At 64.9% G+C, this 25,654-nt stretch carries 23 protein-coding genes; 16 read left to right on the forward strand and 7 right to left on the reverse strand.

Annotated features, from left to right (window positions below; genetic code table 11):
* Positions 1 to 80 precede the first annotated feature (80 nt).
* Positions 81 to 317 carry a hypothetical protein gene (locus ACSBOB_RS32710; protein ID WP_442580165.1) on the forward strand — a complete coding sequence of 79 codons (237 nt, stop codon included), beginning with the start codon at positions 81 to 83 and terminating at the stop codon, positions 315 to 317.
* 321 nt (positions 318 to 638) lie between these two features.
* Here the strand turns inward: ACSBOB_RS32710 and ACSBOB_RS32715 are convergent, their stop codons facing one another.
* Positions 639 to 1,376 (reverse strand): FadR/GntR family transcriptional regulator, encoded by a 738-nt coding sequence (locus tag ACSBOB_RS32715; protein WP_442580166.1) that lies wholly within the window; start codon positions 1,374 to 1,376, stop codon positions 639 to 641.
* A 118-nt stretch (positions 1,377 to 1,494) separates the two neighbouring features.
* Between ACSBOB_RS32715 and ACSBOB_RS32720 the strand changes: the two genes are divergently transcribed.
* From ACSBOB_RS32720 to ACSBOB_RS32755, 8 genes are all read left to right on the forward strand, one after another.
* Entirely contained in the window at positions 1,495 to 2,553 is a 1,059-nt protein-coding gene (locus tag ACSBOB_RS32720) for a TRAP transporter substrate-binding protein (protein ID WP_442580167.1), read from the forward strand.
* 91 nt (positions 2,554 to 2,644) lie between these two features.
* The gene (locus tag ACSBOB_RS32725; protein WP_442580168.1) at positions 2,645 to 3,742 is read left to right on the forward strand and encodes an amidohydrolase family protein; all 1,098 of its coding nucleotides are present in this window, start codon (positions 2,645 to 2,647) and stop codon (positions 3,740 to 3,742) included.
* Positions 3,743 to 3,747: 5 nt separating this feature from the next.
* Positions 3,748 to 4,989 (forward strand): aminotransferase class V-fold PLP-dependent enzyme, encoded by a 1,242-nt coding sequence (locus tag ACSBOB_RS32730; RefSeq protein ID WP_442580169.1) that lies wholly within the window; start codon positions 3,748 to 3,750, stop codon positions 4,987 to 4,989.
* Positions 4,986 to 6,002 (forward strand): succinylglutamate desuccinylase/aspartoacylase family protein, encoded by a 1,017-nt coding sequence (locus ACSBOB_RS32735; protein WP_442580170.1) that lies wholly within the window; start codon positions 4,986 to 4,988, stop codon positions 6,000 to 6,002. The genes ACSBOB_RS32730 and ACSBOB_RS32735 overlap by 4 nt, the downstream gene beginning before the upstream one ends.
* On the forward strand, positions 5,999 to 6,493 hold the full coding sequence (locus ACSBOB_RS32740) for a RidA family protein (protein WP_442580171.1): 495 nt from the start codon (positions 5,999 to 6,001) through the stop codon (positions 6,491 to 6,493). The genes ACSBOB_RS32735 and ACSBOB_RS32740 overlap by 4 nt, the downstream gene beginning before the upstream one ends.
* Before the next feature lie 15 nt (positions 6,494 to 6,508).
* A complete protein-coding gene (locus ACSBOB_RS32745; RefSeq protein ID WP_442580172.1) occupies positions 6,509 to 7,450 on the forward strand; it encodes a dihydrodipicolinate synthase family protein in 942 nt (313 codons plus the stop codon).
* A gap of 11 nt (positions 7,451 to 7,461) precedes the next feature.
* Positions 7,462 to 8,106 (forward strand): TRAP transporter small permease, encoded by a 645-nt coding sequence (locus tag ACSBOB_RS32750; protein WP_442580173.1) that lies wholly within the window; start codon positions 7,462 to 7,464, stop codon positions 8,104 to 8,106.
* Positions 8,103 to 9,407, forward strand: coding sequence for a TRAP transporter large permease (locus tag ACSBOB_RS32755; protein WP_442580174.1), 1,305 nt, complete (start codon positions 8,103 to 8,105; stop codon positions 9,405 to 9,407). The genes ACSBOB_RS32750 and ACSBOB_RS32755 overlap by 4 nt, the downstream gene beginning before the upstream one ends.
* Before the next feature lie 156 nt (positions 9,408 to 9,563).
* On the opposite strand, the gene mntR is transcribed toward ACSBOB_RS32755, so the two are convergent.
* Positions 9,564 to 10,016, reverse strand: a complete 453-nt coding sequence (gene mntR / locus ACSBOB_RS32760) for a manganese-binding transcriptional regulator MntR (RefSeq protein WP_442583909.1) — start codon at positions 10,014 to 10,016, stop codon at positions 9,564 to 9,566.
* 351 nt (positions 10,017 to 10,367) lie between these two features.
* Here mntR and ACSBOB_RS32765 point away from each other — a divergent pair, with 351 nt between their 5' ends.
* From ACSBOB_RS32765 to ACSBOB_RS32795, 7 genes are all read left to right on the forward strand, one after another.
* Positions 10,368 to 11,237, forward strand: coding sequence for a metal ABC transporter substrate-binding protein (locus tag ACSBOB_RS32765; RefSeq protein ID WP_442583910.1), 870 nt, complete (start codon positions 10,368 to 10,370; stop codon positions 11,235 to 11,237).
* Positions 11,234 to 12,145: a manganese/iron ABC transporter ATP-binding protein gene (locus ACSBOB_RS32770; protein ID WP_442580175.1), complete on the forward strand. Its 912-nt coding sequence runs from the start codon at positions 11,234 to 11,236 to the stop codon at positions 12,143 to 12,145. The genes ACSBOB_RS32765 and ACSBOB_RS32770 overlap by 4 nt, the downstream gene beginning before the upstream one ends.
* Positions 12,142 to 13,005, forward strand: coding sequence for a metal ABC transporter permease (locus ACSBOB_RS32775; protein WP_442580176.1), 864 nt, complete (start codon positions 12,142 to 12,144; stop codon positions 13,003 to 13,005). The genes ACSBOB_RS32770 and ACSBOB_RS32775 overlap by 4 nt, the downstream gene beginning before the upstream one ends.
* Positions 13,002 to 13,841 (forward strand): metal ABC transporter permease, encoded by an 840-nt coding sequence (locus ACSBOB_RS32780; protein WP_442580177.1) that lies wholly within the window; start codon positions 13,002 to 13,004, stop codon positions 13,839 to 13,841. The genes ACSBOB_RS32775 and ACSBOB_RS32780 overlap by 4 nt, the downstream gene beginning before the upstream one ends.
* Positions 13,842 to 13,979: 138 nt before the next feature.
* Positions 13,980 to 15,338 (forward strand): Nramp family divalent metal transporter, encoded by a 1,359-nt coding sequence (locus ACSBOB_RS32785; protein ID WP_442580178.1) that lies wholly within the window; start codon positions 13,980 to 13,982, stop codon positions 15,336 to 15,338.
* A 562-nt stretch (positions 15,339 to 15,900) separates the two neighbouring features.
* Positions 15,901 to 16,761: a hypothetical protein gene (locus ACSBOB_RS32790; RefSeq protein ID WP_442580179.1), complete on the forward strand. Its 861-nt coding sequence runs from the start codon at positions 15,901 to 15,903 to the stop codon at positions 16,759 to 16,761.
* 231 nt (positions 16,762 to 16,992) lie between these two features.
* Complete coding sequence (locus ACSBOB_RS32795; protein ID WP_442580180.1) at positions 16,993 to 18,924, forward strand: adenylate/guanylate cyclase domain-containing protein; 1,932 nt, start codon at positions 16,993 to 16,995, stop codon at positions 18,922 to 18,924.
* A gap of 98 nt (positions 18,925 to 19,022) precedes the next feature.
* On the opposite strand, the gene ACSBOB_RS32800 is transcribed toward ACSBOB_RS32795, so the two are convergent.
* From ACSBOB_RS32800 to ACSBOB_RS32820, 5 genes are all read right to left on the reverse strand, one after another.
* Complete coding sequence (locus tag ACSBOB_RS32800) at positions 19,023 to 20,132, reverse strand: ABC transporter ATP-binding protein (RefSeq protein ID WP_442580181.1); 1,110 nt, start codon at positions 20,130 to 20,132, stop codon at positions 19,023 to 19,025.
* Between the two features lie 29 nt (positions 20,133 to 20,161).
* Positions 20,162 to 21,829, reverse strand: a complete 1,668-nt coding sequence (gene bglA, locus ACSBOB_RS32805) for a beta-galactosidase BglA (protein WP_442580182.1) — start codon at positions 21,827 to 21,829, stop codon at positions 20,162 to 20,164.
* Positions 21,830 to 21,833: 4 nt separating this feature from the next.
* Positions 21,834 to 23,000 (reverse strand): carbohydrate ABC transporter permease, encoded by a 1,167-nt coding sequence (locus tag ACSBOB_RS32810; protein WP_442580183.1) that lies wholly within the window; start codon positions 22,998 to 23,000, stop codon positions 21,834 to 21,836.
* 1 nt (position 23,001) lies between these two features.
* Positions 23,002 to 24,012 (reverse strand): carbohydrate ABC transporter permease, encoded by a 1,011-nt coding sequence (locus tag ACSBOB_RS32815; protein ID WP_442580184.1) that lies wholly within the window; start codon positions 24,010 to 24,012, stop codon positions 23,002 to 23,004.
* Positions 24,013 to 24,194: 182 nt separating this feature from the next.
* Positions 24,195 to 25,550 (reverse strand): ABC transporter substrate-binding protein, encoded by a 1,356-nt coding sequence (locus tag ACSBOB_RS32820; protein ID WP_442580185.1) that lies wholly within the window; start codon positions 25,548 to 25,550, stop codon positions 24,195 to 24,197.
* Positions 25,551 to 25,654 lie beyond the last annotated feature (104 nt).

The following is a 25,654-nucleotide window of genomic DNA, read 5'->3' on the forward strand; positions in this document are numbered from 1 at the left end:
CCAACAGCCCAAAGCGTCGCAGAGACATATTGCCTCAATCCGGCTTGCCGATTCAGCCAGGTCGCGGCAGGAGCCCGCCGTTGGAATCCGGCAATCAGAAGGCCTATTTTCGCACCGACGACGAGATCGGCCTCCGCCACGAAGGAGTGGCGGCGCACTTTGCCTGCGCGATCGATGAGAACAAGGTTGGGTGTGCCACGCATGCCATAGTGGCCAGTATCGGCCGGCCGGCCTATCGACATCGATCGGAACGGTCAGCCATGCTCGTGGATGAACGCAGCCAGTGCTGTCGGCGTCATCGCCATCAAACGGCTTGAAAAACCGACTCTGACGCACATTCGGTGGTGACCGATGACGCCCGCGAGATCGAGACCAGTTCGCACTGGCGGCAGATCGAGAGCCGTGGTTCGGATGAAGCTGGTGCTTCGTCGCCAACTCGATAAACGTCCGCTCGTCGCGGATCGCTTCAAGCGCAACCTTGGCCTTGAACTCGGCCCAGAACCTTCCGCGTGTCGTCCTGCCGGATCGTCCTTTTCATCGAGCGATCCACCTTATGCCCCTGTCTCAAAATCCGGGACCACCTCCCAGTTCGCCCCTCCTCAGCGAGCGGTTAACTTTACGGTGCCAAGAGGCCGCTGTCAGATCTTGAGTTTGTCCAGATCGCCTTCGAAGAGACGCCGGCGCGCGTTTTCAAGATGCCCTCGCATCGCTTCCCGAGCCGCCTCCGCCTCACGCTCGAAGATGCAGCGACGGATGAGTTGATGCTCGTTCTCCACCTCTTCCAGCCGTTCATGTGAGCGTCGCAGGGAGAGTCGTCGAGTGAGGCTTACGCCAAAGGCGATCTGGTCGCGGATCGCTTCCAGGGCGGACAGAAAAAACTGGTTTCCACTCGCCGCCGCTATCTGAAGATGGAACTCCAAATCCACGTCGACACCGATGCTGCCATCGGCAACCGCTGCGCGCAGTTGTTGATAAGCACGTTCAATCCGCTCGCGTCCCACCTGGTCATGATTGAGGGCCGCGTAATAGGCTGCCTCGCCCTCCACCCCGACCCTGAACTTGAAACAGTTCTGAACGTCGCCCAGCGCGCTGAGCCCCGTGAAATCGAGCACGGTGCGATGTGGTTGCCGGATCACGTAGTTGCCTGACCCCTGGCGCGAGGCCAGCACCCCATCGGCTTTCAGTCGGCTGAGGGCCATTCGCAGGACAGGCCTGGAAACGCCGACCTCAGCCGCCAGCTTCGTTTCCGACGGCAAGCGCGAATTGACTGGAAAATGCCCGCCGATCACGTGCGCCAGAATGTTTTGATAGGCCACGTCCGCCAGCGACGAGCCTGGGCCGGGTCCCGCCTCACGTCCTTCTGCGTTCTGCGCCATGTGCGTTCTCTGCTCGAATAACATCTGTTTTCGATTTTACGACTATTGACAACTTTACAAATTCTGCCAACTTTCGAGCTGCCGCTATAAACCAACAAGAGGGAACAGGGAAGCAGCCATGCGCAGCATCATCGCCACACTTGCATTCGCCGCAAGCGTTCTGGCGCCGACGACCTTCGCCGTCTCGCAGGAATTACCGCGAACGCAGCTCAAGATCGTCGGACTTCAAAGCCATCTGAACAGCTTCAAGAGCGGGGAAAAACCGTTCTGGGAAGAAACCATCCCGAAAGCGTCGAACGGCGCCGTGACGGGTGACATCACCGCCCAGGACCTGAACGGCCTCAAGGGCCCGGAAATCCTGCGGCTGATGAAGCTCGGCGTCATCGACTTCGCGTCGGGCGTCATCGGTTACATGGCCGGCGACAGCGCCGAATTCGACGGCGTCGACCTCGCCGGCGTGTCGCCGAACATGGACACCACACGCAAGGTCGTCGACGCCTACATGCCGGTGCTCCAGGAGGTAATGGAGAAGCAGTACGGCGCACGGCTGCTCATGCTGTTCCCGTCGCCTCCGCAGGTGATGTGGTGCGCGAAACCGGTCAAGTCGACGGCCGACCTCAAGGGCCTCAAGGTGCGCGTCTTTACGGCCTCGATGGCCGATCTGATCGGTGGCTTGGGCGCCACCACCGTGACCTTGCCCTTCGCCGAGGTCACCACCTCGCTGGAACGCGGGGTCATCGATTGCGCCGTGACTGGGACCCTGTCGGGCAACACGAACAAGATGTTCGAGGTCACCAACACGATGTACACGCTGTATTCGGGCTGGTCCGTGCACTTCACCGCCGTCAGCCTCGAGACCTGGAACAAGCTCGATCCAAAGGTTCAGGCCTTCCTGACCGAACAGTATGCCGGCTTCCGCGACCGTCTGTGGGCGACCGTCGCCGAGGAAGAGCAGGACGGCATCAACTGCTCGGTCGGCAGGGGCGACTGCAAGATGGGGATCGCGGCCAAGATGACGCTGGCCGAGCCCTCCGCGGAAGATCTGGCGGCAGCCAAGGCAGTGGTGGAATCCACGGTCGTGCCGAACTGGGCAACCCGCTGCGGCGAGGCCTGCGCCGACCGTTGGCTGGAAACCGTCGGCAAGGTCGTCGGCATCGAGAAGATCGCAGCCAAGTAGGACTAGACCAACCGGTCTCTTCACAGGGCCGGCGCGCGATGCGCCGGCTCCCTCAGCCTTCGCAACCCGTCCGTCGTCACGCAGGTGCATCTTGATCGTTGATTGCCACGCCCACGTCATTCAGAATTGGATCGAGCCCGGCGGCCATCCGGCCCGGTCGATCCACGCCCGCTACCTCCAGCGCATGCTGGCCTACACGGTCGCGAAGAGCTATCGCGCCAGGGACGGCGCCCCCGCCGACACGCGCGCGCTTCTCGATCCCGGTAACCAGGGCTGGTCAGGCCTTCGGCCCGTCGACTTCCGCATCGGACGCTACGGCCAGCTCGAATTCAGCGTCGATGGCGAGGACTACTATGTCCAGTACATGCCGGTCGGCATGCAGAACATGGAAGCGTCGCCGGAACTGATGCTGGCGCAGATGACCTATGCCGGGGTCGATCATTCGATCCTGCAAGCCGGAGGCGCTTATGGCGCGATGACGGAATACAACGCCTTCGCGCAGGCCCAGTACCCCCAGAAATTCACCGCCCTGATCCATCTGGACGAGGCGATGGCTGGCTCGCCGGAGGAGATCCGGAAGCTCGAATCCGCCGCCGACCGCGGCCTGAAGGGCATCTATTTCAACTACGAAGGGTTCGCCCGCCACGACTTTCCGTGGAGGCTGGACGACCCCAGGCTCGACCCGCTCTGGCACGCGCTGCAAGCGCGCAAGCTGGTGCTGTGCGCGGAGATTTCCGGCGCGCCGACATACGACGCGGCGACCTACATCGCCAACATGCAGGCGCTGGCGCGCGTGCTCGACCGCTTCCCCGGCATTCCATGCCACCTCGCCATGGGCGTTCCCGTGCAGTTCTTCCGCGACGGCGAGCGCTGGAACATTCCCGAGCCCTTGCAGGCGGTTTACGCCCGCGACGATTTCCACGTCGAGATCATGTTCCCGATCACCTGGGGCGGCCGCTGGGAATATCCGTATCGCGAGGCGCACCCGCTGATCCAAGACCTGCGCGACCGGCTCGGTGCCGAAAAGCTGCTGTGGGGCTCCGACATGCCCAATGTCGAGCGTTTCTGCACCTATCCGCAATCGCTGGAATATGTCCGGCGCTACTGCGAGTTCCTGGCCCCGCGCGAGATGGACCTCATCCTCGGCGGCAACGCCGCGCGCCTTTACCGTATTCCCCCGCAAGGATGACACGGATGCTCGACCGATCCTCCGCTCCCGACATCTTCGAACGCTACGGCCTCAAGCGCATCATCAACGCCTCGGGCACCGAGACCACCAAGGGCGCAAGCCCGGTCTGCCAGGAGGTTATCGACGCCGTGGTGGCGCTGGTGCCCAACAGCGTGGACATGCTCGAACTGCAAAGCCTCGCCTGCCACACCATTGGGAAGGCCTTCGGCTGCGAGGCGGGCATCGTCGTCAATTGCAGCGCCGCCGGAATCTCGACAGCGGTAGCCGCCTGCATGACCGGGTCCAACCTCGCCCGCGTCGAACGGCTTCCCGACACGGCGGGGCTGAAGACCGAGGTCATCCTCCAGCGCGGCCACAACATCACCTATGGCGGCTACGTCACCCAGAACGTGGCGATCACCGGTGGCAGAATCGTGGAGATCGGAGCGGCGACCGAATGCGGCGCCTACCAGCTTGCCGACGCCCTCAACGAGAATACGGCCGCCGCGCTCTACGTCGTGTCGCACCACACGGTTCAGAGCGGCCTCATCGATCTCGAGACCTTCTGCAAGGTCGCGCATGAACGCGGCGTGCCGGTCATCGTCGACGGCGCGGCCGAGCCGGAGCCGCGCGCCTTCCTGCGGGCCGGCGCCGACCTCGTCATCACCAGCATGCACAAGAGCTTCGCCGGGCTGACCGCCGCGACGGTCGCCGGCAGGCTCGACCTCATCCGCGCCTGCCTCTATCAGGAAAAGGGCATCGGCCGGCCGATGAAGGTCGGCAAAGAGGGAATCATCGCCTCCATCGCTGCCGTCGAGCGCTGGGCGAAGCTCGACCGCGCCGCGGTCGCGCAGGCGCTTCATGCGCGCCTGGGCCGCGGCGTCGAGCGGCTCGGCAAGCTGCCCGGCCTGAAGGTCGAGATCGAGCTGGATTCGACCAGCAAGCTCTTTTCGCGTCTGCTTCTGACCGTCGACGAGACGAAGGCAGGGCTTTCCGCCTTCGATCTCTCGAAACGTCTTGCCGACCAGAAGCCGTCCATCGCCGTCCGCACGCTGATGGCCGACATAGGCCTGCTTCAGGTCGATCTGCGGCGCGCCGACGAGGCGACGGCGGACCACATCATCGGCTGCGTCGAACGGATCGTGCAGGCGGCGAAAACCATGCCCGCCGAGTCCAGGGTCAGGGACGCCAAGGCGACGGAAAACCTGGCGGATCTCGCCCTTGCCTCCTTGCAGCGCTTTCCCCTCTCCCTCGGGTCCGCGAGATGACCAAACCTCCCGCCAGCAAAGTCATCAGCGATATCGACTACGAGAAGGAGGGGCGTCAGGTGTCGCGCCTCTTCATGCCGCACAGCCACAATGATTCCGCCTGGGGCGCCGTGGCGATACCGGTGGTCGTTGTGAAGAACGGCAGCGGCCCCACCTTGCTTCTGACCGCCGGCACGCATGGCGACGAATATGAAGGGCAGATCGCGCTGCTCGAACTGGCGCGCACCCTGCGGCCCGAGCAGATCCAGGGCCGCGTCATCATAATCCCCGCTTTGCACTTCCCCGCCTGCCAGGTCGGCAAGCGACTGTCGCCCATCGACGGACGCGACATCAACCGCTCCTTCCCCGGCGATCCCGCGGGCAGCTTCGCGCAGGCGCTGGCGCACTACGTGACGAACTTTCTGCTGCCGCTCGCCGACGTGAACATCGACCTGCATTCCGGCGGGCGCTCGCTCGACTGCCTGCCCAGCACCATGTCGCACATCCTCGACGACAAGGCCGTGCTGGAAAGGACCATCGCGCTTGCGAAAGCCTTCGGCGCGCCGCTGCATGTGATGAACCGCGAGGTTGACGGCGCACACACCTTCCAATCGACCGCCGAGCGCATGGGCGTCATTTCCATGTCGAGCGAGCTGGGCGGCTGCAACCGCGTCTCACTGGACGGACTGGCGATCGCGCGGCGCGGAATCGTCAACGCCCTGGTCCATCTCGGCATCGCGGACGGGCAGATCGAACGCCCCGCGGAGCCGACCAGAGCCATGGTGATCCCGGCCAGCGGCGACTACGGCTTCGCGCCGGCATCCGGCATCTACTGCCCGCGCGTGCCGCTCGGCGCCATCGTTTCGGCCGGCGATGCGGTCGGCGACATCTACCGCATCGAGGACCCCGAACTGCCGCCGCATCCAGTCGTTGCCAGGCGCGCCGGCATGCTATGGTGCCAGCGCGGCCAGGGTCGGATCCAGACCGGCGATTCCTCGGCCGTTGTCGTGTCGGCCTACGAGGCTGCGCCGTGACCGGCCCGTCCGTCATCGACCGGCTGGCACAGGCCGGCATCGCAGTGCCCAGAGCGGTCACCCCGGTCGCCAACTACGTGTCGTGCCTGGAGGTTTACGGACCGCTGCTTTTCGTTTCAGGCCAGGGGACGCGGCGCAACGGCGTGTTCGAACACATCGGCAAGATCGGCGGCGGCCTCAGCGTCGAGGACGGCTACGCGGCCGCCCGGCAATGCGCGCTCAACATCCTCGCGCAGGTGGAAGGCAATTGCGGCCTCGGCCGCATCCGGCGGGTGGTGAAGCTGACGGGCTTCGTCAACGCCGCGCCGGACTTCACCGAACTGCCGGCCGTTCTCAACGGCGCCTCTGACCTGATGGTCACCGCGTTCGGCGATGCCGGCCGCCATGCCCGCTCGGCCGTCGGCGTCGCCACCTTGCCCTTCGGCATGGCCGTCGAAGTGGAAGCCATCTTCAGCATCACAGAAACCGGCGCGCAAGCCGGCAGGACTTGAGGAAACGGAGATCAAATGCTCGATAAATCCGCCATTTCCGACCTTTCCCGGTCAGTCATCTCCGTCCCGCCGCTGGCGCGCGACCTGAACCTCGTCTTCGACGCCAAACAGAACAGGCGTGTCGTCGATCACCTGCGCGCCGGCGGGGTGACGGTGCTGCTCTATGGCGGCAACGCCAACTTCTACAACATGGGCCTCTACGAGTACGCCTTGATCCTCGACCAGCTCAAGGACATCGCAGGCAGCGATATGACCTGCATCCCGTCGGCCGGCCCCGAATACGGTCGGCTGCGCGACCAGGTGGACATCCTCAAGGCGCGCGGCTTCTCCACCGTCATGGTGCTGCCGCCTTCCGCCATGCATAGCGCGGAAGGTTCCAAGCGCGCGGTGCGCGACTTCGCCGAGCGGCTGGGCGTGCCGGTCGTGCTCTATCTGAAGCCGACCGATTACCTAAGCCCGGCCGATACGGCCGAACTGGTGAACGAGGGCATCATCTCGTGGATCAAATACGCCATCGTGCGTCGTGACCCGTTGGACGATCCCTATCTTCGCGAACTGGTCGACAAGGTGGACCGTCGCCTCATCGTCAGCGGGATGGGCGAGCTTCCGGCCCTCGTCCACATGCGCGATTTCGGCCTGAGTGCCTTCACGTCCGGTTCGGTCTGCGTCGCGCCTGCGCTTTCGACCGCCATGCTGCAGGCCGGACGCGACCAGCGCTGGGCCGACGCCGAGGCGCTGCGGGAAAAGTTCATTCCGCTGGAGGATCTGCGCAACAGCCGCGGCCCTGCTCCGGTCCTGCACGAGGCGCTGACGCTGGCCGGCATCGCCGACTGCGGACCGGCGCTTCCGCTGATGTCGAACTACGCCGACAAGGACGGGAAGGTCGAGGCGGCCGCCCGCCAGTTGCTCGTGCTGAACGGCAAGGCCGGCCAGTTGGCCGCCTCCGGCAAAGCGTAGGAGGCGAAGGCATGTCAGCGTCGCGCTCGACCTTGCGGCAGTTCGGTGATGGCCTCCTCGATCCGCTGATCGAATGGTCGAGACGGCTCAGCCAGGCCTGCGCCTGGGTCGGGGGTGGGATCTTCATCCTGTCGGCGCTGATCATCACGGTGGAGGTGATGATCCGGAAATTCCTGTCGCGCTCGCTCGGCGGCGCGGACGAATTGTCGGGCTACGGCTTCGCCGTCGCGGTCACCTTCGCCTTCGCTTACGCCTCGCTGGAGCGCGCTCATATCAGGGTCGACACGCTGCACGCCTATCTGTCCTCCCGCTGGAAGGCTTTCCTCGATGTCGTCGCCGCCCTGCTGCTGCTGGTCTATTTCGGCCTCCTGATGCGGTACGGCATGCGGGTGCTGGCCGACACCTGGGAGATGAACGCGCACTCCAACACGCCGCTGCATGTGCCGCTGGTCGTCCCACAGTCGCTCTGGCTGCTCGGCCTGCTGCTGACCTTTGCCGTGTCGACGCTGCTTCTGGCACGGGCCTGCATCCATCTCATACTCGGCGAGATCCGACCGGCGAACAGGCTTATCGGTGCGCGCAGCATGGAGGAGGAGATCAACGAAGAACTGTCGGCCTTCGACGAAGAGGCCGCTGCGGGAAAGGTCGGCCGATGATCACCAGCACCGTCTTCTGGCTGTCCATCCTCATGGGCGCGGCCGTGTCGGTCGCCGCCTCCATGGCGATCCTCAGCTTCATCCTGGCCTACCAGTATTCGTCGTTTCCGCTGGTGCGGGCGCTTGGCGAGATCGGCTGGGGCGCGAGCAACGATTCCATCATGATGGCGATCCCGCTCTACATCTTGATGGGCGAGGTGCTGATGCGCTCCGGCATCGCGGAGCGGATGTACGAATCCATGCGGCTCTGGCTCTCCTGGCTGCCGGGTGGACTGATGAACGCCAATATCGGCTTCTGCGCGGCCTTTTCCGCCAGTTCCGGATCGGCCGTCGCAACCGCGGCGACGATCGGCACGGTCGCCATCCCGGAAATGAAGCGCAACAACTACAACGAGCGGCTGTTCCTCGGCACGCTCGCCGCCGGCGGCACGCTCGACATCCTGATTCCGCCGTCGATCAACCTCATCGTCTACGGCGCGCTGACCGAGACCTCGATCCCGCAGCTCTATCTCGCCGGCTTTCTTCCGGGTTTCATCCTTGCGCTTCTGATGATGGCTACCGTCGTCCTCGCCTGCCTGTGGAAGCCCGAATGGGGCGGCAAGCCCGCCAAGGCCGAATGGAGCGCCCGTTTCCGCTCCCTGCTCGACCTCCTGCCACCCACGGCAATCTTCCTGGTGGTCATCGGCTCGATCTACACCGGCTTCGCCACTGCCACGGAAGCCGCCGCGCTGGGCCTGGTCTTCTCCTGCGTCCTGGCCGCGCTGCGGGGGCAGCTTTCGGTCAAGATGTTCAAGCTGGCGGCCGAGAGCTGCATGCGCATCACCGGCATGACCATGGCCATCATGATCGCAGCCTACTTCCTTAATTTCGTCACCGCCTCGATCGGACTCAACAGCCAGTTCGTCGCCTTCGTCGAGACGCTGGGCCTCGGTCCCTACGGCACGCTGGCTCTCGTGATCCTGCTGCTGTTCCTGCTCGGCACCTTCATGGAGACGCTGCCCATGATGGTGGCGACCGTGCCGATCATCGCGCCGGTGATCTTCGCGCTCGGCTTCGACCCTGTGTGGTTCGGCATCCTCGTCATCCTGCTCGTCCAGACCGGCATGATCTCGCCGCCCGCCGGCATGACGCTGTTCGTGATCCAGGGCATCCGTCGCGCCGGCAGCGTCAACGACGTGTTCATCGGGTCGCTGCCCTTCATGGGTACGCTGATGCTGATGATCGTCCTGCTGGTGGCATTCCCCAGCATCGCGCTCATCGTGCCGGAGCTGCTTGGCGGCTACCGCTGGTCAATGCCATGATCCGATATAGCAGCGCCTAAAGCAGACCGGCCGTCCGGGCAGCTCACACGTGGCCTGAATGCCGGCATGCAGTCGCCATTGATCGATGCGGCGTGCTGCGGATGTGCATGACTGGCTGCGCGACGCCAGTTCGATGATCTGAAAGCAGGCGCCCGCTCATCGACGGTAATTGAGCGCCTTGCGAAACGCTTCCAGCGTCTCGGCGCTGACATAATGCTCGATGCCCTCCGCGTCGATGCGCGCCGTCTCGGCACTGACGCCGAGCGAGCACAGGAACGCCTCGACCGTCTCGTGGCGGGCGCGGCTGTCCTGGGCGATCTTGCGGCCGGCCTCGGTCAGGAACACGCCGCGATACGGTTTTCGCGTCACCAGCCCGTCGGCGGTCAGCCGCGCCAGCATTTTTGCGACCGTCGGCTGCGCGACGCCGAGCCGCGCCGCGATGTCGACCTGCCGGGCCTCATTGCCGTCCTCGATCAAGTCGGCGATCAGCTCGACATAGTCCTCGACCAGCGAAGCGCGCCGCGCCTCCCGCGACTGACGAAACCCCTCGGAGTGCGCCTCCGCATTCGGCAGCGGTTGCTGGCGTGGTTTCGGGCGGCGTTTTCCCAGCAATCGTCAGTTCTCCATCGGCGTCCATAGCAAGATTTTGAATCATAGCACGGACTTCGATTTTCTGCTGTCGGAATAGGACCGGCCGGCCATCTTTCCCCAGCCGCGCACCTCGTCATAGCATCATAAATTAAATATAGCATATTGCATAAAGTTGAGACTTGGCACAGATTAGCGCAGTTCCGCCATGGGTGAGCGGGTCGGGCCGCATGCCGGCCGACCCTCAATCGCCCGGCACCGGACCCGATGACGGTCCGACAGCCCTGCCCGACGGCGATACGTCGCCACCCATCGAAGGATCGATCAATGATGCGCCGCCGTATGCTCCTTGCCGCCATTCTGGCCTTGCCCATGCTGGTGGCCTGCTCGCCGGCCGAAGAGGGAAAGGCCGAGGATCGAAGCGAGAAGATGCTGGTGGCGACCACCTTCACCGTCATCGCCGACATTGCCCGCAACGTCGCCGGCGACGCCGCCATGGTCGCCTCGATCACCAAGCCCGGCGCCGAGATCCACAACTACCAGCCGACCCCGGGCGACCTGATCGCCGCGCAGAAGGCGGATCTGATCCTGTGGAACGGTCTCAATCTTGAACTCTGGTTCGAGAAATTCTTCGGCAACCTGAAGGATGTGCCGAGCGCAGTGGTCTCCGAAGGCATCGAGCCGATGGGCATTTCCGAGGGTCCCTACACGGGCAAGCCCAATCCGCATGCCTGGATGTCGCCGGAGGGGGCCGTGCTCTATGTCGAGAACATCCGCAAAGCCTTCGCCGAGCGCGATCCCGAGAACGCCGAAACCTATGCGGCGAACGCCAAGGCCTATGCCGAGAAGATCCGCGCGACGGTCGAGCCGTCGCGAAAAGTTCTCGCCGCGATCCCCGACGCGCGGCGCTGGCTGGTCACCAGCGAGGGCGCCTTCTCCTATCTGGCGCGCGATTTCGGCCTCCGGGAACTCTATCTCTGGCCGATCAACGCCGACCAGCAGGGCACACCGCAACAGGTGCGCAAGGTGATCGACGCGGTGCGCGCCAACACCATTCCGGCGGTGTTTTCGGAGAGCACCGTCTCGCCGGCGCCGGCCGAGCAGGTGGCGCGCGAGACCGGCGCAAGATACGGCGGGGTGCTTTATGTCGACTCGCTCAGCGAGGCGGACGGCCCGGTGCCGACCTATCTCGACATGCTGCGCGTCACCTCCGAAACCATCGCCAAGGCGCTGTCGCAATGAATGCCGCCCCGACCAGCGCGCAGCGCACACAGGCCAACGATGCCGGCGGACTTGCCGTCGAGCATGTCACCGTCACCTACCGCAACGGCCACACGGCGCTGCGCGATGCCGGCTTTTCCATCCCGCGCGGCACCATCACCGCGCTGGTCGGCATCAACGGCAGCGGCAAGTCGACCTTGTTCAAGGCGATCATGGGTTTCGTGCCGCTGGCCACGGGGCGGGTGACGATCCTGGGTGAGCCGGCGGCACTGGCGCTCAGGAAAAACGCCGTCGCCTATGTGCCGCAGAGCGAGGACGTCGACTGGAACTTTCCGGTGCTGGTCGAGGACGTCGTCATGATGGGCCGCTATGGCCACATGAACTTTCTGCGCATGCAGCGGCCCGCCGACCGCGATGCGGTGGATGCCGCGCTGGCGCGCGTCGGCATGGCGGATTTCCGCAAACGCCAGATCGGCGAACTCTCCGGCGGCCAGAAGAAGCGCGTCTTTCTCGCCCGCGCGCTGGCGCAGGACGGAAAAATCATCCTGCTCGACGAACCCTTCACCGGCGTCGACGTGCGCACCGAGGAGGCGATCATCGCGCTCCTGCAGGCGCTGCGCGACGAGGGCCGGGTGATGCTGGTCTCCACCCACAATCTCGGCAGCGTGCCGCGCTTCTGCGACCGCGCCGTGCTCGTCAACCGCACGGTGCTCGCCGCCGGGCCGACGGCGCAAGTCTTCACCCACGCCAATCTCGAAAAGACCTTCGGCGGGGTCCTGCGCCAGTTCACGCTCGGCGGCGCCGAGCTGCACGACGACGCCGATCCGCGCAAGGTGACGGTGCTTACCGACGACGAGCGGCCCTTCGTCATCTACGACCGCGCCGGCCAGCCGCGCGACGCGCCGGCCCGCGAGGAGACCGGCCGGTGACCGCCGTGCTGCTCGAGCCCTTCGGCTACGGCTACATGGTCAACGCCATGTGGGTGTCGGCGCTGGTCGGCGGCGTCTGCGCCTTCCTGTCGGCCTATCTGATGCTGAAAGGCTGGTCGCTGATCGGCGACGCGCTTTCGCATGCGATCGTGCCGGGGGTGGCCGGCGCCTACATGCTCGGCCTGCCCTTCGCGCTCGGCGCCTTCCTTTCCGGCGGGCTCGCCGCCGGCGCCATGCTGTTCCTCAACCAGCGCACGAAACTTAGGGAAGACGCCATCATCGGCCTGATCTTCACCTCCTTCTTCGGCCTCGGCCTGTTCATGGTGTCGCTGTCGCCGACCTCAGTGAACATCCAGACCATCATGCTCGGCAACATACTGGCCATCACGCCGGCCGACACGCTGCAGCTCGTGCTGATCGGTGGTGTCTCGCTCGTCGTACTGCTGGCGAAATGGAAGGACCTGATGGTCGTCTTCTTCGACGAGAACCATGCGCGCTCGATCGGCCTCAATCCCACCCTGCTGAAGGTGCTGTTCTTCACGCTGCTGTCAGCGTGCACGGTCGCCGCCCTGCAGACGGTCGGCGCCTTCCTGGTCATCGCCATGGTCGTGACGCCCGGCACCACCGCCTACCTCTTGACCGACCGGTTTCCCCGGCTGATCGGTTTGAGCGTCGCCATCGGCGCCGGCACCAGCTTCTTCGGCGCCTATCTCAGCTATTTCCTCGATGGCGCCACCGGCGGCATCATCGTGGTGGCGCAGACGCTGATCTTTCTCACCGCCTTCGTCTTCGCACCCAAGCACGGAACGCTGGCGGCGCGGCGCCGGGCACGCCAGGCGTTGCACGGGGAAGCCCCATGACCGACCTCCTCCAGCCCTTCGCCTTCGAGTTCATGCGGCAGGCCTTCGTCATCGCCCTGCTGGTCGCCGTGCCGATGGCGCTGCTCTCCTGCTTCCTGGTGCTGAAGGGCTGGTCGCTGATGGGCGACGCCATCAGCCATGCCGTGCTGCCGGGCGTGGTGCTCGCCTACATCGCCGGCATACCGCTTTCCATCGGCGCCTTCGCCGCCGGCATGACCTGCGCGCTGTCGGTCGGCTATCTCAGGGAAAACAGCCGCATCAAGGAGGACACGGTGATGGGCATCGTGTTCTCCGGCATGTTCGGCCTGGGCATCGTGCTCTATACGAAAATCCAGACCGACGTGCATCTCGACCACATATTGTTCGGCGACATGCTGGGCCTCGCCTGGGGCGACGTGCTGGAGAGCGGCATCATCGCGCTGGTTTCGACCGCGCTTGTGCTCGTCTTCCGCCGCGATCTCCTGCTGCACGCCTTCGACCCGCAGCATGCGCGGGCCATCGGCCTGCCGGTGCGGCTGCTGCACTACGGCCTGCTGGCGGTGCTGTCGCTGACCATCGTCGGCGCGCTGAAGGCCGTCGGCATCATTCTCGCCATCGCCATGCTGATCGCGCCCGGCGCCATCGCCTTCCTGCTCGCGCGCCGCTTCGACCGCATGCTGCTGGTTGCGGTCGCCGTCGCTGTCGCGGCGTCGGTTTTCGGCGTTTATCTCAGCTTCTTCCTGAACTCCGCGCCGGCGCCGACCATCGTGCTCCTGATGAGCATCGGCTTCGTTGCAGCCTTCGTCTTCGCGCGCCTGCGCGCCGGACGCCTGGAAAACGGCGCCGGCCCTGCCTGAATGCCGGTGGCGCCCGGGTTTTGATCGTCTTCCACCGGCGCCTTGTAGCCTGATAAATGTAATATAGCCTATTGCATAATGTTGAGACCTGGCACAGATTAGGGTCAAGGCGAGTACCCTGTGCGGCAAAGGCTTGAAATGACCGACATCGCGACCAAGAACGACCTCCTTCCGTCCTCCGGATGGAGTTTTGCTCGGGTTGCGGACAGGGCGAGCCTGCCGGAGGTCAACTCGTCGATCGCCGTGCCCATCGGCGGGTCGTGGATGCGCAAGCTCATGGCCTTCGCCGGCCCCGGCTACATGGTGTCGGTCGGCTACATGGACCCCGGCAACTGGGCGACCGACCTCGCCGGCGGTTCGCAGTTCGGCTATACGCTGCTCTGCGTCATCCTGATTTCGAACCTGATGGCGATCCTGCTGCAGGCGCTGTCCGCCCGCCTCGGCATCGTCACCGGCCGCGATCTCGCCCAGGCCTGCCGCGACAGCTTTCCCAGGCCAGTCAACTACGCGCTGTGGTTTGCCTGCGAACTGGCGATCATCGCCTGCGATCTCGCCGAAGTCATCGGCACGGCCATCGCCTTGCAACTTCTGTTCGGCATCCCGCTGATCGGCGGCGCGCTGATCGCGGCGCTCGACGCGTTCCTGCTGCTGCTCCTGATGAACCGCGGCTTCCGCTACCTCGAAGCCTTCGTCATCGCCCTGCTGATCGTCATTGCCGTCTGCTTCCTCGTCCAGATCGTCGCCGCCGCGCCGCCGGTCGCCGCCGTCCTGCGCGGTTTCATCCCGTCCACGGAAGTCGTCACCAATCCCGCGATGCTCTACATCGCCATCGGCATCCTCGGCGCCACCGTCATGCCGCACAATCTCTATCTGCATTCCTCGATCGTGCAGACCCGCGCCTATCCGCGCACCGACGAAGGCAAGCGCGACGCGATCAAATGGGCGACCACCGATTCCACCATCGCGCTGATGCTGGCGCTGTTCATCAACGCCTCGATCCTGATCGTGGCGGCGGCGGTGTTCCACGAGAACGGCCGCACCGACATCGCCGAGATCGGCCAGGCGCACGAGCTTCTGTCGCCGATGCTGGGCCTGGGCATCGCCTCGACCCTGTTCGCCGTGGCGCTTCTCGCCTCCGGCCTCAATTCGACGATCACCGCGACGCTGGCCGGCCAGATCGTTATGGAAGGCTTTTTGCGGCTGCGCCTGCCGCATCTGGCCCGGCGGTTGTTGACGCGCGGCATCGCCATCGTCCCGGTAGTGTTCGTCACGGCGCTCTACGGCGAAAGCGGCACGGCGCATCTGCTGGTGCTGAGCCAGGTGATCCTGTCGATGCAGCTTCCCTTCGCCGTTATCCCGCTGGTCTATTTCGTCGCCGACCGCAAGAAGATGGGGACGTTCACCATCCCACTATGGATGTCGGCAACCGCCTGGCTGGTCGCGGCAATCATCGTGGCGCTGAATTTGAAGCTGCTCTACGACACATTCGTGGGCTGACGGACCGTCTCAGGGCATTTTCCGTCTCCCTGGGGTGGCAGCCGATCGCCTCATTCTGGCGGTCTGGCCGAGGTCGAGAGCGTCGTTAGGGTTCGCTCTCGCCAGCGGGTGCCTGGTACAGTTCAACATCACCCGTCAAACAGGTGCCCGAATACCTGCGCCGCACCGACCGCTGTTTCCGTTGATTGTGCTTCGACCCTCCGCGCCGCCCCTCACCTGCCTGCGTCCTTCGGACCCTCTCCCCGTGAAGAACGGGGCGAGGACGGCCTGCCGCAACTTCTTCGCAAATCTCCAACGGTCAAGGTTGGCGAAATCGGTGAAGCCTGGCCCTCTCGCCCCGTTCTTACGGGGAGAGATGTCCGGCAGTACAGTGAGGGGCGGCGCCAACGGTCGAGGCAAAGCGCCCATGGCAAGACGCTGGAATTGCACGGGATAGCTTCTTCAAGCAGATAGTCAGCCACCGTCCTTGTCAGCATCCGTCAGGATTATTTTCCCGCGTCTTTTCCCCACCCCTCCGACCGGAGCGATAATCCTCCCCGCCTTTACTCGGAAGGAAGCGGCGATGGACTGGACTGCGGCAGTCGACAAGAACCGGGAAGCGCTGAAGCGTGTGCTGGCCATGCTCGTCGCCATGGCCGGGCTTGGCGCTAGGGGACATTTTACTTTCTTTCGGCAGGAAGGCCGAAGCAGTTCAGAAGTCGCGCGGGCCGAAAAAAGTAAACTGTCCCCGGCATTTACCCTTCCCCGAAACCTGCATCGCGCTATCGCAAAACTGCTGCGACCAGCCGAAGCGGCGGTGCGGCGGCTGATCATCGTGGCGGCGCGTGGGGTGGTGGTCATACTACCGCCAGCGCGTCCGCGAAAATCGACGCCGAAACCCATCGAGCCGCTGTTGCGCGGCTTCGGCATCGCCGTCACCGTGTCGCGTGCTGAACTGAGGCGCGCTGCTGCTGCCCGGCGTGCCGCCGAACGCCGCGCCGCCCGCCCGAAAAAGCTCAGCCTGCCGCTGTTCGATCCGCTGCGGCCCTGGAGTGTCCGCCCATGGCCGGTGGCGGCCGGCGGCGCGCCGTCCGGCATGCCGTTCCGCCGCCTCCCCGGCGACGATCCGGTCGACGCAACGCGGATTTCCCTGCGGCTGCAGGCGCTGGCCGCCGCCCTCGACGATTTGCCGGGGCAGGCCAGACGCTTCGCTCGCTGGCGGGCGCGCAACGCGGCGGCGGCCGCGAAGGAAAAGCAGCGCCGAGACGCAGGAATCGCGCCATTCAAGCGAACCGGCAAAGCGGCGCGGGCTCGCCGCCTATGGCCGCTAAAACCGGGCCGGCCGCCGGGCTGGCGGCCAAAATCCACCCACGAGGTTCAGGACGTTCTGGAGGTCGTTCACGGGCTGGCGCAGTGGGCGATGGAGAAACCGAACACGTCCTGACCGCGCGACCCCGGACGCCAAAGGCGAAGCATCGACCGCCAGCGCGAAATTTCCGCGGCCTGGCGGCGATCCGCGCTGTCAAAACATACGGTAGCTGTCCCTTTGGCCGGGCACCCATACCGCCTGCCGGATCGCCGCATCTGGCGAGGCGATGCGAATGAACCCGGCCGGACCGACGCGCTCGTCGCGCGACGGACTTGCATTTGCCCATTTCATGACGACATTGGCGGCATGAGCACCTCGACACAGCCGGTGCGGCTGCAACGTCCGGCGGACCGGCGCCGCCGCATCCCGGTCTCCGTCATCATGGCGCTGAGCTTTGGCACGCTGATCCTGCTGTCCGTCGGCGGCGTGCTGGCGCTGACGGTCGGCGCCAATCTCCGCAACACCTTCGACCTGCTCGGCGCGCAGTCGACCCTGCTCGTCGATGCGATGGAGGATTCGCTGCGCTCGGAGATGGAGCGCACCGAAAGCGCCGTCGACGGCGTCGCGCAGCTTTATGCGCAGGGCCAGTTCCGCATCGACAACGAGGACGCGATGGCGGCGGCGCTGGCGGGCGCGCTGTCGGCCACGAAGCAGGCGACTGCCATGCTGATCTGCACACCCGACATGGTCTGCCGCGGCGTGGCCCGCCAGACGGGAGGCGACGCACCCGGCTCGATCCGCCGCTTCCAGCCCGAGCCCGAGAAGGCGCCGCAGGTGCTGGCGGCGCTGGAGCAGCGCCGCCAGGTCAACGGCCGCCGCTGGGGCGCCTTCGTCGCCAACGAGCACGGCCTGTTCGCGCAGGTGTCGGTGCCGCTCTCCAACGGCGCTGCCCCGCAGGGCTGGGTGATCGCGGCGGTCGAACTCCACAAATTGTCCGAGATCACGCAACAGCTTTCCAAGCGCTTCGGCACGCACGCCTTCATCCTCGACGGCGACGACCGCGTCCTGGCGGATGAAAGGCTCGCCGATCCCGCTTCCATGAAAAACGGCATCACGCCGCTCATGCCGCTCGCTACATTCGGCGATCCGGTGCTGGCCGCCTATCCCGCGCGCAAGGTGGGGGACCAGTTCGATTCGGGGCGGGCGCGCGACGTCGAACTCGCCGAAGTCGACATCGGTGACCGCAACGAAGCGTCCGACTGGTGGGACGGCGAAGACAGCTATGTCGCCATCACCCGCAAGATCGACGGTTACGGCGAACAGCCATGGACCATCGGCGCCTATTTCAAGGGCAGCCAGATCGGCGACGAGGTCGAGCGCATCATCGGATCGGCGATGCTGGGGCTTGCCGCGATGGCCGCCGCGATCATCGTCGCCGTTTTGCTCGGCAGGCGGCTGTCACGGCCGATCCAGGCGATCGCCGGACAGGCGACCCGCGTCGCCGATTTCGATCTCGACGGCCTGGCGCCGCTGCCGCGCAGCCGGGTTCTGGAGCTGGACGACCAGGCCTCCGCCTTCAACGCCATGCTGATCGGCCTGCGCGCCTTCTCGACCTATATCCCGCGTTCGCTGGTGGCCAAACTGGTCCGCAGCGGCGAGATCGGCGTGGTCGAGTCGCGCGAGGCGATCGTCACCGTCATGTTCACCGACATCGCCGACTTCACCGCGCTGTCGGAGCGCATGGGCGCGGCCGAGGCGGCGAAACTGCTCAACCGGCACTTCGCTATCCTGTGCCGCGCCGTCGACCAGCAGGGCGGCACGGTCGACAAGTTCCTGGGCGACGGCATGATGGCGTTCTTCGGCGCGCCGGACCACCTGAAGGGCCATGCCGCCGCCGCGGTTCGCGCTGCCGCCGTCATCCGCGACGAACTCGAGGAAGACAACCGGCTGGCGGCTGCGGAAGGCCGGCAGGCGGTGCGGGTGCGCATCGGCATCCATACGGGCCCAGTCATCGTCGGCAACATCGGCGCATCCGACCGCGTCAACTACACGATCATCGGAGACACGGTAAACGTCAGCCAGCGGCTGCAAGAGCTGGGCAAGGTGCTGGCGCCCGAAGCCGAGACGGCGATCGCCATTTCCGCCGAGACCGCCTCGCGCCTCGACGAGCGCTTCGAGACGATCCCGTCCGGCACGCACCGGCTGCGCGGACGCGGCGAGGCGATGGAAGTCTTCCTGGTGGGAGAAGTCAATTCCTTCGGGCCGGCCGCTGGCGCGCACGCGGCGACCGCGGCCTAGCAACGCCTTCTCCCGGCTCCGATCCCATTTCGCAGCCCCGACAGCAGGCGGGCTCCCTCTCGGGAGCCCGCCGCAAAGGCGCCGGACGGGAGGAGGGGTCAGGCGGCCTTCGCCTCGACGCGCGGGCGCGCGAAAGACAGGCCCTGGGCATCGAAGATGTGCAGGTCGCCGGCATCAGCCGAAAGCCTGAGCGTCGAACCGCGCTGGATTTCCGCATTGCCGGGGAGTTTTGCCACGATCGGCTCGTTCGGACGGCCGATGTCGAGATAGACAAGCTGCACCTCGCCGAGCTGCTCGATGTAGTCGATAACCCCTTCGAACAGCACGTTGTCGCCGCTGGCCAGGAAAAGATCCTCGGGGCGGACACCGAAGCTGATGGTGGAGCCGACGCTCTCGGCGGGCGTGGCAACCGGCACGCCAATCTTGCGGCCGAAGACGTCGACCTGCGTCGGCATGCCCGGCTTGCTCAGGGTCGCCGGCAGGATGTTCATGGCCGGCGAGCCGATGAATTGCGCCACGAACAGATTGCCCGGATGCTTGTAAAGCTCCATCGGGGTGCCGACCTGCTCGATGCGCCCGTCCTTCAGCACGACAATGCGGTCGGCCAGGGTCATCGCCTCGACCTGGTCGTGGGTGACGTAGATCATCGTCGTGTTGGGCATCGATTCCTTCAGCTTGGCGATCTCGATGCGGGTGGCGACGCGAAGCGCTGCGTCCAGGTTCGACAGCGGCTCGTCGAACAGAAACACTTTCGGGTTGCGCACGATGGCGCGGCCGATGGCGACGCGCTGGCGCTGGCCGCCCGACATCGCCTTGGGCAAGCGGTCGAGATATTTCGTCAGTTGCAGGATCTCGGCGGCGTTGCGCACCCGCTTGTCGATCTCCTCCTTGCTCTCGCGCGCGATGCGCATGGAGAAGGCCATGTTGTCGTAGACGGTCATATGCGGGTAGAGCGCGTAGGACTGGAACACCATGGCGATGCCGCGCTTCGAAGGCGGCACGTCGTTGACCGTCTCGCCGTCGATCTGCAGCGTGCCGGCGGTGATCTCCTCCAGCCCGGCAATGGTGCGAAGCAGCGTCGACTTTCCGCAGCCGGAAGGACCGACGAAGACGATGAATTCGCCCGACTGGATGTCGAGATCGATGCCGTGGAGCGTGTAGAGGCTGCCATATGCCTTCTTGACGTCCCTGAGGGTGAGATCAGCCATGTTGTCCTCCCTTGTTTTCTCAGACGCGGTCAGGCCAGACGCCCGAACCACGCTCCATATCCGTCGAGGCGGACCGTTCCGCCGTCCAGCGCGCCCGAAAACCCGTGCCCGGCCAGCGCCTGCACGGCACGGCCGCCGCCGAGATCGATGGCCGCCGGCGCGGCGCCCAGATTGAAGGCGCAGACGATCTCCTCGTTGCCGTAGCGGCGACTGAAGGCGACCGCGTCGCCGGCGGCGGAGACGAATTCGATCTCGCCCTTGGCGAAGGCCGGATGGATCCGGCGGAAAGCCAGGAAGCGGCGATAATGCTCGAGCAGCGACGCCGCATCGCCGGCCTGCGTGTCGACCGCCATGCCGATATGTTCGGAAGGCACGGGCAGCCAAGGCTTTTCCGTGGAGAAACCGCCATTCACCGCCTTCGAATCCCACACCATCGGCGTGCGGCAGCCGTCGCGGCCCTTGAACTCCGGCCAGAAGCGGATGCCGTAGGGGTCCTGCAGGTCTTCGAAGGCCAGGTCGGCCTCGGTCAGGCCGAGTTCCTCGCCCTGATAGATGCAGACCGAGCCGCGCAGCGACATCAGAAGCGCCGAGATCACCTTGAGATAGGCCGTGCGGTCCGCCTCGCCCTCGCCCCAGCGGGAAGCATGGCGCTTCACGTCGTGGTTGGAAAAAGCCCAGCAGGCCCAGCCGTCGGTGGCGACGCGGCCGAAATCCTCCAGCACGGTCTTCACTTTCGGCGCGCTGATCTTTTCCGGCGCCAGGAAATCGAAGGCGTAGCACATCTGCACGCGGTCGCCGCCGCCGGTGTAGTCGGCAACGACCTGCAAGCCGCGTTGCGAATCGCCGACCTCGCCGACCGCCGCTGCCGCCGGATATTCATCGAGCAGGGCGCGGAAACGCCGGAGGAAGCCGACATTCTCCGGCTGGCTCTTGTCGTAGATATGGTCCTGGTAGTTGTAGGGATTGACCGAGGGCGCTGTCTGGTCGTTGCGCTCGGAGGGAGGCAGCGCCGGATTGTCCTCCAGCCCCTGGCTGTGGAAGTAGAAATTGATGGTGTCCAGCCGGAAACCGTCGACGCCGCGCTCCAGCCAGAAGCGGGTGACGTCGAGCAGAGCGTCCTGGACTTCCCGGTTGTGGAAGTTGAGGTCCGGCTGCTCCGAGAGGAAATTGTGCATGAAATACTGCTGGCGGCGGGTGTCCCATGCCCAGGCCGAACCGCCGAAGATCGACAGCCAGTTGTTGGGCGGCGTGCCGTCCGGCTTGGCGTCGGCCCACACATACCAGTCGGCCTTGGGGTTGGTGCGGCTAGACCGGCTCTCCTTGAACCAGGGATGCACGTCGGCGGTGTGCGAGATCACCTCGTCCATCATCACCTTGAGGCCGAGCCGGTGTGCTTCGGCGACCAGTGCATCGAAATCCGAAAGCGTGCCGAACATCGGGTCGACATCGCAATAGTCCGACACATCGTAGCCGAAATCCTTCATCGGCGACTTGCAGAAGGGCGATATCCAGATCGCGTCGGCACCGAGACCGGCGATATACGGCAGGCGGCGGATAATGCCCTTCAGATCGCCGATGCCGTCGCCGTTGGAGTCCTGGTAGCTGCGCGGATAGATCTGGTAGATCACCGCGCCGCGCCACCAGTCGCGATGCGGCGCGGTCTCCGGGCGCTCGGCCCTGCGTACCGATGACTGCATCGGATCAACCTCCCTTTACCGAGCCCGCGAGCAGGCCTCGGACGAAATAGCGCTGAAGCGAGAAGAACACGATCAGCGGCACGATGATGGTGATGAACGCGGAGGTGGTGAGGATTTCCCAGTCGCCGCCGCGCGATCCGAGCAGCGCGTTGAGGCGTCCGGTCAGCACCAGTTGCTCGTTGCCGGAACCCAGGAACACCATCGCCACCAGAAGGTCGTTCCAGACCCACAGGAACTGGAAGATGGCGAAGGAGGCCAGCACAGGGAAAGACAACGGCAGTACGATCTTCATGAAGATCTCGAAGTCGCTGGCGCCGTCGATGCGCGCCGATTCCATAAGTTCGCGCGGCAGGCCGGCCATGTAGCTGCGCAGCAGGTAGATGGCGAAGGGCAGGCCGAAGCCGGTATGCGCCAGCCAGATGCCGAGATAAGTCTTTGACGGCACGCCGAAGAGATTGCCGACGCCGTTGTAGATTTCGAGCAGCGGTATCAGCGACATCTGCAGCGGCACGACCAGCAGGCCGATGATGGTCGCGATGAGGATCGCCCGCCCGGGGAAGCGCATCCACGCCAGCGCATAGGCCGCGAACGCCGCCATCATGATCGGGATGATCGTTGCCGGGATGGTGACGGTCAGCGAATTCAGGAACGATCGTCCGATGCCTTCGGCGAAGAGCACCGTGCGATAGTTCTCGGTGGTGAATTTCGGCGGCGCCGACGATGCGAAATAGACGCGCTGGCCGCGATCGCCCTCGAAGGCCTTGGCCGAGGAATGGACGTAGCTGCCGTCGGCGTTGATCTGCAACGTCTCGCCGTCGCCGAGGTCGGCGACCGTGCCAGCGGGAAATTCGGTCGGGGCGCGGCTCTTCGTGCCGAAAGCGCTGATCTCGCGGGCGGCAGCACCCTCGAACAGGTTGCCCTCGATTACGAACTTGCCGTCCTTCTCGGTCTGCTTGTCCGCCGCGGCAAGGCGTCCGTCCACCGTCTGGCTTGAACTCAGGAACGAGTTCCACCAGCCCGAGGCGATGATCTGGTCCTTGTCGCGCAGCGACGTGACAAGGATGCCGAGCGTCGGCAGTGTCCAGATCGCCACGAAGATCAGGACCGCGAGGTGGACGCCCCAGGCGCCGAAGGAGGACTTGCCGGCTGACTTTCCGCTTGCCTGCGCCATCTCAGAGCTTCCCCTCCTTGTTCGCCTGGCGGATGTTCCAGATCATGATCGGCAGCACGGCGAGCATGATGACCACCGCGATCGCGGCGCCCTTGCCGAAATCGCCGCCGCCGCGAAACATCCAGTCGAACATCAGGTTGGCGAGCACCTGGCTGTTCCATTGGCCGTTGGTCATCGTCAGCACGATGTCGAACACCTTCAGGACCAGGATGGTGATCGTCGTCCAGACGACGATGATGGTGCCCCAGATCTGCGGGATCATGATCTTCCAGAAGATCTGGAACGGATTTGCACCGTCGATGACGGCGGCTTCGATGGTCTCCTCGGGAATGCCGCGCAAGGCCGAGGAAAGGATCACCATCGCGAAGCCGGTCTGGATCCAGATCAGGATGACCATCAGGAAGAAATTGTTCCAGAGCGGCATCGATATCCAGACCTGCGGACTTCCGCCGAACCACTGGACGATCGCGTTGAGCAGGCCGATCTGGACCTGCCCCTCGCCGCGATATTCGTAGACGAATTTCCAGATCACGCTCGCGCCGACGAAGGAGATCGCCAGCGGCAGGAAGATCAGGCTCTTGGCGATCGTGCCCCACCAGATCTTGTCGGTGAGCACGGCGATGACCAGCCCGAGGAAGGTGCACGCCGCCGGCACGACCAGCAGCCAGAGCAGATTGTTGAGGATCGAGTTGCGGAACTGCGCATCGCCGAGCGCCCATTGATAGTTGGCGAGGCCCACAAAACCCTCGCCCGCCTTGTCCTGGAACGAGGTGATGACGGTGTTGATGACCGGATAGATCAGGTAGACGATCAGGATCAGCAACGCCGGCCCGATGAACAACCACGGGCGCACGAGGCCCTGGCGCCGGAGATTGTCGATCGCCGCCGCGCCCGAGACGCCGCGCGACGGGAATATGACGTCGACCAGCTTGTTGGCGCCCCAGAAATAGGCGACGCAGCCGCCGACGCCGACGATAATGACGACAATGGCGGAAATGATCTGCGAAAGCATCGCTTTCCCCTCGCGACTCGTGAGTGCGTTCAACACACGGCGGCTGTGCGCCGTCGATGTCCAGGCATCGCATGCCTGGATCAGGGTCCTGGCGAGATCCCGAACACTCGCACGTCAGCCGGGCGTCGGGAAAGATGACCGGGCGCGGCTCTCCCGCCAGCCCGGCGTTAGCTGCCTGGCAGCTACTTCAGGCCGTCCCAGGCCTTCTGGATATCGGTCGCGACATCCTCCGGCGACTTGCCGCCGACCAGGTCGATCATGCCCGTCCAGAAGGCGCCGGCGCCGATCTTGCCGGGCATCAGGTCCGAGCCGTCGAAGCGGAAGGTCGAGGCGTTGACCAGAACCTCGCCCTCGCGGCGCAAGGTATCGTCGGCATAGGCCTCCGGCTTGGCGGTCTTCAGCGGCGTCAGGAAGCCCGACTGCGCCATCCAGATCTCATGCGCCAGCGGCATCTTGAGGAATTCGATGAAGGCGCGCGCGGCTTTCGAGTCCTTGGTGATCAGAGCCAGCGTGCCGCCGCCCAGCACCGGCTTGCCGAGATCGGCGTGCGCGGTCATCGGCGGCAGGTAGAAGAAGTCGGCATCTTCGCCGAGCTTCGTGCCTTCCGGGAAGAAAGAGGGGATGAAGGACGCCTGGCGGTGCATGTAGCACTTCGGCGGAACGTCGAAGAGACCCTTCGGGCTGTCGCGGAAGTCGGTTGCGGCGACCGCGGCGGTGCCGCCGTCGACCATCTTCGGATTGGTGGCGATCTTGGCGAACACGTCGATCGCGTTGACGACCTGCGGATCGTTGAACGGGATCGCGTTGGTGGTCCACTGGTCGTAGACCTCAGGCTTCACCGTGCGCAGCATGATGTCCTCGACCCAGTCGGTCGCCGGCCAGCCGGTGGCGCCGCCAGATCCCAGACCGATGCACCATGGCACGCCTCCATCGGCGATGATCTGGTCCGACAGCTTCATCATGTCTTCCCAGGTCTCGGGAACCTTATAGTCGTTCTCCTCGAAATTCTCGGGCGAATACCAGACGAGCGACTTCAGATCGGCCTTGTACGGGAAGGCGAAGAACTTCTTCGTGCCGTCCTTGTCCGCGTAGGTGCCGAGATCGACCCAGCTCTGGCCGGCGCCGTAATTATCCCGGACATAGGCCGCGGTGGCGTCGTCGAGGGGCGTCAGCAGACCTTTCGACGCCAGGTCCTGGATCAAGCCCGGCTGCGGCAGGATCGCGATGTTCGGCGGGCTGCCGGCCTGCGTATCGATGACGATCTGCTGCTCATAATTCTCCGACGAGGAGTAGTTGACCGTCGCCCCGGTCGCTTCGCGGAAATACTCGAGAACAGACTGGACAAGGGCTTCGTCCGGGCCGCGCCACGGACCGAACACCGACAGGGTCTCGCCCTTCAGGTCGACCTTCTTCAGTTCATCGTAATTCGCCCAGTCGAAACGGGCATCCTCGCCCGGGGCGAACTTCAGCTCGGCCGACGCCGGCGCGCTCAGGGCGGCGACAAAAAATGCAACGCCCAACAACAGAGATTTCTTCATTGCCACTCCTCCCAGAAGCGTAAACCCAGCGGCGAAGCCTCCACCTCGCCTTACCGAGCCTATCCAAAGACTGCCCCAACGACGCAGGGCACGCAACACTTGAT

The sequence above is a fragment of the Mesorhizobium sp. KACC 23794 genome, from assembly GCF_052180275.1.
Lineage (GTDB): Bacteria > Pseudomonadota > Alphaproteobacteria > Rhizobiales > Rhizobiaceae > Kumtagia.